Here is an 11,715-nt window from a genome sequence, read left to right on the forward strand (position 1 = left end):
TTTTTCTATTTTTTCAAAAATAAAATAAATCCTAAAACACTAACAATCAAAATGGTCAAAGCTGCCAAAACCATTGCCAGGTCCCGAATATTTTTTCCTGCCCAATCCATAAATAAAAATTTGTGGAGAATAGCAAACGAATAACCTTCAATCCTATCTGAGCTCTTAATTTTAGCTGCCAATCTGGAAGTTGAGGTCTCGATGAAATAAGTTGTTTTTTCTGGAGTATCATAGGCCAATTTTACAACAGGCAATCTTTTATTTACAAAGCCATATTCTCTGCTTTCAAAATCCGTTAGAACTTTAGATTCTAAAAGTTTTGCATTTTCTAATGAAGCTTCCGGTTCGTCTGAACTTTCCACCATTTCGCAACAAGCCGCTTTTGGCGCTCCATCTGTAAAATAGTACGCCAGAAACTCGGCATATTGAAGATCAATATTTGGAACAATTTTATTAGTTGTAGCGTTGATATAAACCACTTCCGATTTTTTATCGTCTTTTTTATTCCATTTCGAATTAGAATCGGTTTTTGGTTTTTTGAATTTTTCTTTTTCTAATAGTTGACAACGGAAATAGGTCGTGTCGTTTAACGTAATAATACTTGCGTTTTGAAAACGACTCCAGTCTAAAATCAAAGTAGTATTGGCTAAAGGAATTTCTTTGGTTTCAAATGTTGGTTCATAAACCATTTGCGATAAAGTGTACGGAGTCCATTTTGTAGTGGCATGATAAGCGCCGCTAAAAGCAAATGTTAAAGTGAAAAGTGAAACCCAAATCCCAATTTGACGGTGATATTTTCGAAGTCCTTTTTTTGGTTGTAAATTATCTGTCTTTTTGAATTGTTTCCACAATAAACCATAAATTATAATTCCGCTCAGGGCAGAAAATCCAATGATTGATAATAAGAAAATCATTGTAATGATTCGGATACTATTATTTGAGATAGCATCTACAAAAGACCAATTATGAAAAGTATCGAAAAACCAAATAAACCATTGTCTTGAAGCTGGATTATAAGTCGCCAGTTTATCGGATGAAGTTTCAACATAAACTTCCATAGTATCAGGACGATCAAAACTCAGTTTGTAAACCGGTAAATAACGGTTTACATATTTGTATTGTGAGGTGAATTCGGTCACCACTTCGCTCTTTTTTACAGCACTTTTTTGATCCTCTAAAAAATAGCGTGAAAGCCATTCCGCATATTTTTGATCTCCATTTTCTAGTTTTTCAGCTGTTGAAGTATCATAATACCATAATTCGCCAATTATAGTTTTAAGCTGATAATAAGTTTTATTATTGAAGGCAACTATTCTGAAATTTTTGAATTGCGTTAGTTCATTTTTCTGTAAAACTTCCTGTATCGAAAATTTTAATTGATTTTTATCAATAATTTGCTGTTCCAGTTTATCATGTGCAATTTCCGGTTTGAAAAAATGTGCCATAAACGGATGCATCAAACCAGATAATGTCCAAAAAATTACTGGAATAATAGTAATTAATCCAATAACACGATGCCATTTGTACATATGTTGCTTGGTTTTCTTGACAAGCTTAGAATCTTTCTTTTTAGACTTTTTCTCTTTTATTTCTTTGCTCATAATTTGAGTTGTTTTTATTTGCCTAATTGTTTTTTTGCCACAGATTTCACAGATTAAAAAGATTTTTTACCACTTAAAAATTAAGTTCAATTTCCTTGTTTTTAATAATCTATTTAATCTATTTAATCTGTGGCATTAACTTTATTTTTTTAATGAAAAATTATACTGAATTCCGAAAACAAAAGTTCTTGGTGCTGCTGCCGTATAGGTTGGCTGAGCATTTGTTGTATTAGCTCTCGAAACGTTATAAGCGTATAATTTGTCTGTTAAGTTGAGCACATTTCCATATACTTCAATGCTTTTCCATTGGTAACCGATTCGGGCATTGAAAATATTATAACCATCATATTTTACGGTATTAATCTGATCCTGGTAATAACTTCCGACAAGCTGCCATTCGATAGAAGTTCTTAGATTTGGAAGCCAGTTTGGATAATAACTCAACTCCGAATTCCCAGACCATTTTGGTGCTGATGGCATTTCTTTTCCATTTAAGTTTTGAACCGGATCAGATGGTTTATCCGAAAGTTTAAAATCGATATAAGTGTGTTGGGCATAAGTTCCGCCAAGACGAAAGTTAATTTGTTTTGAAGGACGATAAGAAGCTCCAAATTCGATTCCTTTATGGCGCGTTTCACCAGCTGAACGATAATCAGTTGAATTATCTGCAAGTTTGATATTTAAAAGCTCATTTTTTCCTTCCATATAATAGAACGCATAATCAAAATTTAATTTATTTTGAAGGAAAGAAAACCATCCGCCAACTTCGTAATTATTGAAAGTAGCAGGTTCTAAGTTATAATAGAAATCAGCTGGAACACCAGTTGTTCCTCCAGTTCCGGGTTTTGTTCTGAAAATAGAAGTGATTCCCGGAGGCGCAAATCCCTGGGAATAATTGCCATAAAAACCGGCAAATTCAAACGGATTGTAATTTGCACCAGCTTTAAAAGTCATTTTGTCATAAACTTTGCTCCCTGTAGATTTGTCCAATGCATTGTCGTAATTGATTTTCATGTTGTCATAACGCCCGCCAACAGTAACAACTAGTTTTTCTATCGGATTAAAACTTACTTGTGCATAACCAGCCGTATTGAAAATATCAGCTGTATAATCTGCTAATTTAGAATCCGGATGTTCTGCAATAATTTCATAAGAATCTACAGTTTGTTTCCCAGCTTCTCCCGGATTTAAATTTGCTTTCAAATCAATCACATAAGACCAATACGTAACCGGAGAATAATCATATAATGCTCCGGCAACAATTTTAGTATTTAAGAAATCAAATTTTTGAGTATGCTGACCAATTGCGCCGTAACTTTTGAAATTGTTCGAATTTACTTCGCCTTTTGCCGTTGTCGGATTTACAGTCGAACTCCATTTGATTCCGTAAGAAGGATTTTGGCCTAATTTATTGTCACGTAAATAAGCAGTAATATAACTACTTGAATTACCGTTCCAATCGTGTTCTAATGTTAAACGGGTTCTTAAAGCATCAGATTTTCTGTAGGTAAAATCGGTAGTGCTTTTATAAGTTCTATTGTTAAAAGCGTCCTCGTTTACACTTCCACTCATGTCAGAATAATATTTTCCATACATGGTATTACTGATCAATCGGGTAGAAGGAGAGATATTATAATCGATCCTTGCATTCAAGTTATCTTTGTTGTAATCAGAATACGTCATCCAGCCATTTTCCTGCAAACTTGAAATTCCGGCAATATGAAAACCTACCTTTCCGATAGTTGCCCCACCGGCAGCCTGAAATCTTCGGTAACCGTAATTATCGGCCTGAACGCCAAATTTAAATTCAGGATCAACAGGCGGTTTTAGTGAAATTAAATTGATCGTTCCGCCAACAGCTTCCGGGCCATATAAAGAAGAAACAGGGCCTTTTACAACCTCAATACTTTGTAAATTATATTGATTGATTTCTAATAAAGCATTGTGATTAAAGATTCCCATTGGGCGAATTGGTAAGCCATCTTCCAAATACAAATAATACGCATTGGTTGTCATTGGCTGACGAATCGACATCATATGCTGTTCATTTCCTAAATTAACCATTAAAACGCCGGGCGTTTTATTAATGATTTCGTAGACTGCGGTTGCCTTGGTTTCGTTGATCGTTTTTGCTGTTATTTTACTAATAGCAACAGGGGTTTCTTTTCGTAAAGTTGCAGTACGATTAGCAGTTATAAAAACGTTTTCTAATTCATGAGATTTTGATGTGTCTTGCTTCACTTCATTTTGAGCAAAGACACATTGCCCTATGATTAGTAGGGTAAAGTATATTTTTTTCATTTTAAATTATATAAATTTTAAAAAGTAACATGTCTTTTTCCCTGACTTAAAGCCAGAAAAAAATCTTTTCAATTTTGAATCGAAAAGTGCAGCTAAAATTTATATAAAATAGGATGGAGGGTGGAAAGTACTGTTTGAAACCGAAATTGGTTTCTCATCAAAAGAAGCAAAAAGTTTTGCTGCAGATTCGATAGGAGTTACTAATTTAAAATTAGCGGTTGCTGTGTTTTGAATGTAAACTACCTCTGCTTTTTCTTTCAGATTGTTTTGCATCTTTTTTTCGTTGTCGGCATATTTCTTCAAACTTTTTTGAAGTTCACATCGACCATTACAAGAATTAAAAACCATTTTTCGTTGCACACAGATGGTTTTTGAAATTTCTTCCTGATTTAATTTGAAAGAAGTATAAACAAAGAAACTGCCAAATGATGGCACTAAAAGCATGCAGGAAAGAAGTGTGATTAAAATTCGCTTCAAAGCTTTATTTGTTGTTTACGATTGCAAAAGTACAGTTTATTCGATTTAGAAGGAATTTATTTTTAAGTTTTCCGAAAAAAAGTTTTCAGTCACAGACTGTAAACTGTTTTAAAAGACAAAACCCGACAGGTTTTTATAACCTGTCGGGTTTGATGTATATAATTTAGAGTGTCAGTCTGTAAACTGAGACTAAAAACTGTGACTTATTTAACAAGAACCCATTCGCCATTGGCAATTAAAGATTCTGCTTTTTTAAATTTCATCGTTTCCGTTTTACCTGTTGCAACTTCCTGAACTGTAACAGTATCATTACGGTTGATTTTTGGCATATCTCTCACAATCGTTTCAGTAACCTGACGTTGCTGAGTTTCTCCGGCTTCACGATTGATATCTTCGCTGTTTGGAATTTCATCTTTGCTCAATTTGAAGTTTTCTTTCTGACGAACTTCTCTTGCTTCGTGAATTTCCGGAACATTTTGAGCTGGTAAATCACCTTTGAATAAGAATGAAATAACTTCTTTGTTAACGTTGTCCAACATTCCTCTAAACAAGTTGAAAGCTTCTAATTTGTAGATAAGCAATGGATCTTTTTGTTCGTGAACGGCCAATTGAACAGATTGTTTCAATTCGTCCATTTTACGTAAATGTTTTTTCCAGGCTTCATCAACAATAGAAAGCGTGATGTTTTTCTCGAAATCAGCAATTAACTGAGCTCCTTCGCTATCGTAAGCTTTTTTAAGGTCAGTTACCACATTCAAAGTTTTGATTCCGTCAGTAAATGGAACTACAATACGCTCAAAATGATTGTTTGGCTCTTCGTAAACTCCTTTAATGATTGGAAAAGCTTCTCTTGCACTTCTTTCTGTTTTCTCCGTATAGAAAGCTAAAGTTTCCTTATATATTTTTCCTGTGATTTCGATATCAGTTAATTTCAGGAAGTCAGCTTCAGAAATTGGTGAAGTGATAGAGAAATAACGAATTAAATCGAATTCGAAATTTTTGAAATCGTTAATTGGTTTAGTTTGACTTACGATTAATTCGCAAGTATCATAAAGCATATTAGCGATATCCAGTTTCAAACGCTCACCAAACAAGGCGTGACGACGACGTTTGTAAACAACTTCACGTTGCGAGTTCATAACGTCATCATATTCTAATAAACGTTTACGAACACCAAAGTTGTTTTCTTCTACTTTTTTCTGAGCACGCTCAATAGATTTAGTCATCATAGAATGCTGAATAACTTCACCTTCCTGAAGTCCCATTCTGTCCATTACTTTGGCAACTCTTTCAGAACCAAATAAACGCATTAAGTTATCTTCAAGAGAAACATAAAATTGAGAACTTCCCGGATCTCCCTGACGTCCTGCACGACCACGTAACTGTCTGTCAACACGACGAGAATCATGACGTTCTGTACCCACGATTGCTAAACCTCCGGCAGCTTTTACTTCTGGAGATAATTTAATATCGGTACCACGACCAGCCATATTTGTTGCAATAGTTACAACTCCGGCTTTACCTGCTTCTTCTACAATTTGCGCCTCTTGTTTGTGCATTTTAGCATTCAAAACGTTATGTGTAACGCCTCTCATTTTCAACATTCGGCTTAATAATTCTGAAATCTCTACGGAAGTTGTTCCAATCAATACTGGTCTTCCTGCATTTGACAGCTGTGTTACATCTTCAATTACAGCGTTGAATTTCTCACGTGTAGTTTTGTAGATATAATCTTCTTTGTCTTGTCTTGACATTGGACGGTTGGTTGGAATTTCAACAACATCCAATTTATAAATCTGCCATAACTCTCCAGCTTCAGTAACCGCTGTACCCGTCATACCACCTAATTTGCTATACATTCTGAAATAATTCTGTAATGTAACAGTTGCAAAAGTTTGAGTAGCAGCTTCGATTTTTACATTTTCTTTGGCTTCAATCGCCTGGTGTAATCCGTCAGAATAACGACGACCATCCATGATACGGCCTGTTTGCTCATCGACAATCATAATTTTGTTGTCCATGATCACATATTCTACATCTTTTTCAAAAAGTGCATACGCTTTTAAAAGCTGAGTAAGGGTGTGAATACGTTCACTTTTTACTCCAAAATCCTGGAATAATCTTTCTTTAGCTTCTGCTTCAGCATCTTTATCTAATTTTTGTTTTTCGATAGCTGCAATTTCAGTTCCAATGTCCGGAAGTACGAAAAAGTCAGCATCAGTATCACCTGAAAGGTATTGGATACCATTATCAGTCAATTCAACCTGATTGTTTTTCTCTTCAATAACAAAATACAAAGCTTCATCCACTTTATGCATTTCGCGATTGTTATCCTGCATGTATTGATTTTCAGTTTTTTGAAGCAATTGTTTAATTCCTTCTTCACTCAAAAATTTAATTAATGCTTTGTTTTTAGGTAAACTTCTGTACGCTCTTAATAATAAGAATCCGCCTTCTTTAGTGTTTCCTTCTTTGATTAATTTTTTAGCTTCTGCTAAGAAACCATTTGCCAATTGACGTTGTTGAGAAACTAAGTTTTCAATTTTCGGTTTTAACTCATTAAATTCATGACGATCTCCTTGTGGAACTGGTCCTGAAATAATAAGTGGTGTTCTTGCATCATCAATCAATACAGAATCTACCTCATCGACAATAGCGTAATTGTGTTTTCTTTGTACTAAATCGCCTGGAGAATGTGCCATATTATCTCTTAAGTAGTCAAAACCAAATTCGTTGTTGGTTCCGTAAGTGATATCAGCGTCGTATGCTTTTTTTCTTTGTTCTGTACTTGGCTGGTGATTATCAATACAATCAACAGTTAAACCGTGGAATTCAAATAAAGGTGCTTTCCATGTACTATCACGTTTCGCCAAATAATCATTCACCGTTACTAAGTGAACTCCATTTCCAGTCAATGCATTCAAGTAAAGTGGAAGTGTAGCAACTAAAGTTTTACCTTCACCTGTTTGCATTTCGGCAACTTTACCTTCGTGCAAAACCATACCACCAATTAACTGAACATCATAATGAATCATGTCCCAGGTAATTTCCTTACCTGCGGCATTCCATTTATTAGCCCATGTAGCTTTGTCACCTTCAATAGTAACGTATGTTTTTGTTGCTGAAAATTCGCGGTCTTTTGGAGTTGCAGTAACTTCAATAAAAGAATTGTCTTTAAAACGACGCGCTGTTTCTTTAACTACAGAAAATGCTTCCGGAAGAATTTCCAATAAAGTTTTCTCTGAAATTTCGTAAGCTTCTTTTTCAAGAGCATCAATAGCATCATAAAGATCTTCTCTTTTGTCAATGTCTTCGATGTTTTCTACTTCCGCTTTAAGCGAAGCAATTTTAGCATCTTTATCAGCTCTGGCTTCTTTTATTTTTTCTTTAAAATATACGGTTCTGGCTCTCAATTCGTCGTGAGACAAACTCATTAAGCTAGTTTCGAATGTTTTAATTTTGTTTAAATAAGGTTGTAAAGCTTTGACATCTTTCTGTGATTTATCACCTACAAAGACTTTAATAATACTGTTTATAAAACTCATGATTTATTGTATTTCTATTATATGTAAATGTTGTATTTTGAACCAAAAAAAAAGCCTCTGTGATGAGACTTTTTCCTTTGGTTTATTTTTTAATATTCATCCTCATTCCAAAGATAATCTTCGTCTGTTGGATAATCAGGCCAAATTTCTTCCATTGATTCATATATCTCGCCTTCGTCTTCGATTGACTGAAGGTTTTCTACTACTTCTAACGGAGCACCAGCTCTAATAGCGTAGTCAATAAGTTCGTCTTTGTTAGCAGGCCATGGCGCATCACTTAAATAAGATGCTAATTCTAATGTCCAATACATCTGTTATCTGTTTAGTTTGTGCAAAAATAAATTTTTTACTGAAAAAGACAAGTAAATTTTGATTTATTTTAATAAAATTTAAGAACGTCTCTTGTTAAATTCCAATTTTTAAATTTTAAATTCCAAAAAAGGAACATAAAACCTGTAAATACAGGAAATTTTGTATGTTATTTAAATTCGCAGAATTTTTAATATTTTCCTGGAATTTGGGATTTCAAAAATTTGGAATTTATAGAAAATTTATTTTCTGGGTATCCATTTCACTTCCTCCGCTTTTAAGTCTGAGGACAACTTCCGTGCCAAGACAAAAAGGTAGTCAGAAAGTCGGTTTAAGTACATGATTGCGATTTCAGGAACATGTTCATTATGACTTAAATGTACTGCCAAACGCTCGGCACGACGGCATACACAGCGTGCAATATGACAATATGACACAGTTTGATGGCCTCCTGGTAAAACAAAATGAGTCATTGGCGGAAGGCTTTCCTCCATCTTATCAATTTCATTCTCTAGTAATTCAATATCAGTATCAATGATGCCCAAATTTTTCAATCGAAGCTCGCCGTTTTTTAAAATTTCTTTTTCTTGTGGCGTTGCCAAAATTGCTCCAACAGTAAAAAGGCGATCCTGAATTTCAATTAAAATAGTTTTGTAGTGCGAATCCATTTCCTGGTCACGAATCAGTCCTATATAAGAGTTCAATTCGTCAACAGTTCCGTAACTGTCTATGCGAATATGATCTTTAGGAACACGTGTGCCTCCAAAAAGAGCGGTTGTTCCTTTATCTCCGGTTTTTGTATATACTTTCATTTTTGTGATTTTAGATTTTAGATTTCTGATTTTAGATTGAAATGTTGTAATCTAAAATTTAAGATTTAGAAAATAATCTAAAATCAGAAATCTAAAATTATTTAGTCGTGTCACTTTCAATCAATCCGTCTCTTAAACGAATTACACGATGCGCATAAGCTGCGATATCTTCTTCGTGAGTTACCAGAATTACGGTGTTTCCCAATGCATGAATGTCGCCGAAAAGCTTCATAATTTCCACAGAAGTTTTACTGTCCAGGTTTCCTGTTGGTTCATCGGCTAAAATAATGGAAGGTTTATTAACCAAAGCTCGGGCAATAGCAACACGCTGACGTTGTCCTCCGGAAAGCTGATTCGGCTGGTGATCCATTCTATCAGCAAGATTTACTTGTGTTAAAACTTCTTTGGCACGTGTATTTCGGTCCGATTTAGAATATCCTGCATAAATCATTGGTAAAGCAACGTTGTCTAAAGCGGTTGTTCTTGGCAAAAGATTAAAAGTCTGAAATACAAAACCAATTTCCTTATTTCGAATTCCTGCCAATTCATCATCTTTCATTTGGCTGACATCTTTTCCATTTAATATGTAGTGTCCGGAAGTTGGCGTATCCAAACAACCTAATAAATTCATTAAAGTCGATTTTCCGGATCCTGATGGGCCCATTAAAGCTACGTATTCTCCTTTATTGATTTTTAAATCTATTCCTTTTAAGACATAAACGATTTCATTACCAAGTACAAAATCTCGTTTAATGTTAGTTATTTTAATTAATGGATTTGCCATTCGATTTACAATTTTGGATTTAAAAGTACGAAACACTTTTCAATAAACGATAAGTAGCCAATAATTGGTTTTTGTTACAAAAACATCTTTAGTTTGCAGTTATATCAAATACTAAATAATATATTTTTTAAAATAGTTATATCTTTTTTATTTTGCCTTATATAATTATCATTGTTTTGCATTCTTTATAGATTTAATACCTTATTACTCTTAAAAACATGGTAATAATGTAATTTTAGATAATGAATTAGTAGGTACATTTGTTAATGTATTAATTAAACAATCATTATTATGAAGAACATACAACTATTATCGGGAATTGCATTAATTGCATTGAGTCTTACATCGTGTAAAGACGAAAAACAAGAAAAAGCTCAAAAAACAATTGACGCTTATGTAACCTACGTTGACTCAGTAAAAAATGTCAAAGCTGATGATTTGAAAGCGGATTGGGCAACTGTTGAAGCTGAGTACGATAGAAGAGCCGAAAATGCTCAGTTAGCTTTGGCAGATATTAAAGACAATACTGCTGAGAGTGAAAAAATAAATGCAAGTAAAGTTAAATACGAAGAATTTAAAAAAGAAATGACCACAGTTCTTGCCCCACCTGCTCCAAGTCCGAAACAACAATTGCGTAATGCTTTGTTTGGTGAAGGAAAAATTGGAGACGATATGAGTTTTGCCTGGGTAAATGCCCAAAATATTCATAACGTATATCAACAATTTGTACATACAGTAGAAGATAATAAAGACAGTTATTCTCGTGAAGACTGGGATGAAATCAAATTGATGTATGAAGCATTAGATAGCCGTAAAAACACTGTTGAAAAAGAAGGTTTGTCTTCTGAAGATAATAGAAAAATTGCAGGTTTAAAAGTGAAATTTGGTCCAATGTATACTTTAAACAGAATGGGAGCTAAATCTGATGAAAATAAAGAAGCTAAAAAATAAAAGTAATTGAATTACTAAAAAAAATGACAATCAGAAATGGTTGTCATTTTTTTTATGTTCGAATTGTAAAATGCTCTTTTTTCTGTTCGTATCTAAAAAATACAAATCCCCATTGAAAAGTATCGATTGTAACAGTAACTTTTGGATGGTTTTTAATAATTTCCCATGCTTCTTCCATTTCTGAAGACCAGTGAATGTCATCAAAAATCCAAACGGAGTCATTGTCGATAGTTGGTAATAAAAGATCAAAATAGGCTAATGTGGCTTTTTTTGAATGATTGCCGTCAAAATATATTAAATTGTAGATTGTAGATTGTAGATTATTCGATTTTAAGAAAGCTTCGAATTCAGTTATAATCGAATCCACATTATTGCAATCAAATTGATTTAATTGATTTTTAGCAATATTTGCTGTTTCAGGACAACCTTCTAATGTGATTACATTTGCATTTAGATTACCTAATGCGAGGGCAGAAGTAGCTAATCCCAATGAAGTTCCTATTTCAAGAATGTTTTTTGGCTGAAAATAATGGGTTACCCGAAATAATAATTCAGCACGTTTTGGAGAAATTCCGGCTGTTGATGCAATCTTCGAAATTTGTCTTCTGTTTGATTTAAAAACTTTTGAGCCTGCACCAAAATCAGTTACTTCTATAAAGTTTTTATTCTGAAGTAATGATCTTCGGTAATTTTTCAGAATTGCATATTCCGGTTTGGACTTTTTATCGTAAAAACATTTTGTTAGTAAACTAAAAACAAACGGGGAATGTACTCCGTGTTCGTTTTTTGAATTCCACAGGAACTTTAAATAAGCTTTTATTTGAAATAGCATATAAAATAATTATATCAGGGTACGAAGATAGTAAGATAATATAATTGTCAAAAGGGAAGGAGCAGTCAATTTGACTTAGAATTATTCCGATTTCAAAAAGACT

General features: G+C 33.7%; 9 protein-coding genes. 1 reads left to right on the plus strand and 8 read right to left on the minus strand.

Annotated elements, in window-relative coordinates; genetic code table 11:
- Positions 1-5: 5 nt before the first annotated feature.
- From IHE43_RS07840 to IHE43_RS07870, 7 genes are all read right to left on the minus strand, one after another.
- Entirely contained in the window at positions 6-1,601 is a 1,596-nt protein-coding gene (locus tag IHE43_RS07840) for a PepSY-associated TM helix domain-containing protein (protein ID WP_192187411.1), read from the minus strand.
- Between the two features lie 141 nt (positions 1,602-1,742).
- Entirely contained in the window at positions 1,743-3,902 is a 2,160-nt protein-coding gene (locus tag IHE43_RS07845) for a TonB-dependent receptor (protein WP_192187412.1), read from the minus strand.
- Between the two features lie 99 nt (positions 3,903-4,001).
- Positions 4,002-4,379 carry a hypothetical protein gene (locus IHE43_RS07850; protein WP_225585439.1) on the minus strand — a complete coding sequence of 126 codons (378 nt, stop codon included), beginning with the start codon at positions 4,377-4,379 and terminating at the stop codon, positions 4,002-4,004.
- Between the two features lie 203 nt (positions 4,380-4,582).
- Positions 4,583-7,924, minus strand: a complete 3,342-nt coding sequence (gene secA, locus IHE43_RS07855; protein ID WP_192187413.1) for a preprotein translocase subunit SecA — start codon at positions 7,922-7,924, stop codon at positions 4,583-4,585.
- A gap of 89 nt (positions 7,925-8,013) precedes the next feature.
- Complete coding sequence (locus tag IHE43_RS07860; RefSeq protein WP_007138072.1) at positions 8,014-8,235, minus strand: DUF2795 domain-containing protein; 222 nt, start codon at positions 8,233-8,235, stop codon at positions 8,014-8,016.
- A 240-nt stretch (positions 8,236-8,475) separates the two neighbouring features.
- On the minus strand, positions 8,476-9,045 hold the full coding sequence (locus IHE43_RS07865; RefSeq protein WP_192187414.1) for a cob(I)yrinic acid a,c-diamide adenosyltransferase: 570 nt from the start codon (positions 9,043-9,045) through the stop codon (positions 8,476-8,478).
- Between the two features lie 97 nt (positions 9,046-9,142).
- Complete coding sequence (locus IHE43_RS07870) at positions 9,143-9,829, minus strand: ABC transporter ATP-binding protein (RefSeq protein ID WP_192187415.1); 687 nt, start codon at positions 9,827-9,829, stop codon at positions 9,143-9,145.
- Between the two features lie 291 nt (positions 9,830-10,120).
- Between IHE43_RS07870 and IHE43_RS07875 the strand changes: the two genes are divergently transcribed.
- On the plus strand, positions 10,121-10,780 hold the full coding sequence (locus tag IHE43_RS07875; protein WP_192187416.1) for a hypothetical protein: 660 nt from the start codon (positions 10,121-10,123) through the stop codon (positions 10,778-10,780).
- A 52-nt stretch (positions 10,781-10,832) separates the two neighbouring features.
- Here IHE43_RS07875 and IHE43_RS07880 read toward each other — a convergent pair whose 3' ends face one another.
- On the minus strand, positions 10,833-11,612 hold the full coding sequence (locus IHE43_RS07880) for an O-methyltransferase (RefSeq protein ID WP_192187417.1): 780 nt from the start codon (positions 11,610-11,612) through the stop codon (positions 10,833-10,835).
- Positions 11,613-11,715: the final 103 nt, after the last annotated feature.

This window comes from Flavobacterium sp. MDT1-60, assembly GCF_014844035.1.
Lineage (GTDB): Bacteria > Bacteroidota > Bacteroidia > Flavobacteriales > Flavobacteriaceae > Flavobacterium.

Bases quoted from the DNA above. Each gene is read 5' to 3' on its own strand.
- IHE43_RS07840 (WP_192187411.1), bottom strand. From the start codon at position 1,601: ATGAGCAAAGAAATAAAAGAGAAAAAGTCTAAAAAGAAAGATTCTAAG.
- IHE43_RS07845 (WP_192187412.1), bottom strand. From the start codon at position 3,902: ATGAAAAAAATATACTTTACCCTACTAATCATAGGGCAATGTGTCTTT.
- secA (WP_192187413.1), bottom strand. From the start codon at position 7,924: ATGAGTTTTATAAACAGTATTATTAAAGTCTTTGTAGGTGATAAATCA.
- IHE43_RS07860 (WP_007138072.1), bottom strand. From the start codon at position 8,235: ATGTATTGGACATTAGAATTAGCATCTTATTTAAGTGATGCGCCATGG.
- IHE43_RS07865 (WP_192187414.1), bottom strand. From the start codon at position 9,045: ATGAAAGTATATACAAAAACCGGAGATAAAGGAACAACCGCTCTTTTT.
- IHE43_RS07870 (WP_192187415.1), bottom strand. From the start codon at position 9,829: ATGGCAAATCCATTAATTAAAATAACTAACATTAAACGAGATTTTGTA.
- IHE43_RS07875 (WP_192187416.1), top strand. From the start codon at position 10,121: ATGAAGAACATACAACTATTATCGGGAATTGCATTAATTGCATTGAGT.
- IHE43_RS07880 (WP_192187417.1), bottom strand. From the start codon at position 11,612: ATGCTATTTCAAATAAAAGCTTATTTAAAGTTCCTGTGGAATTCAAAA.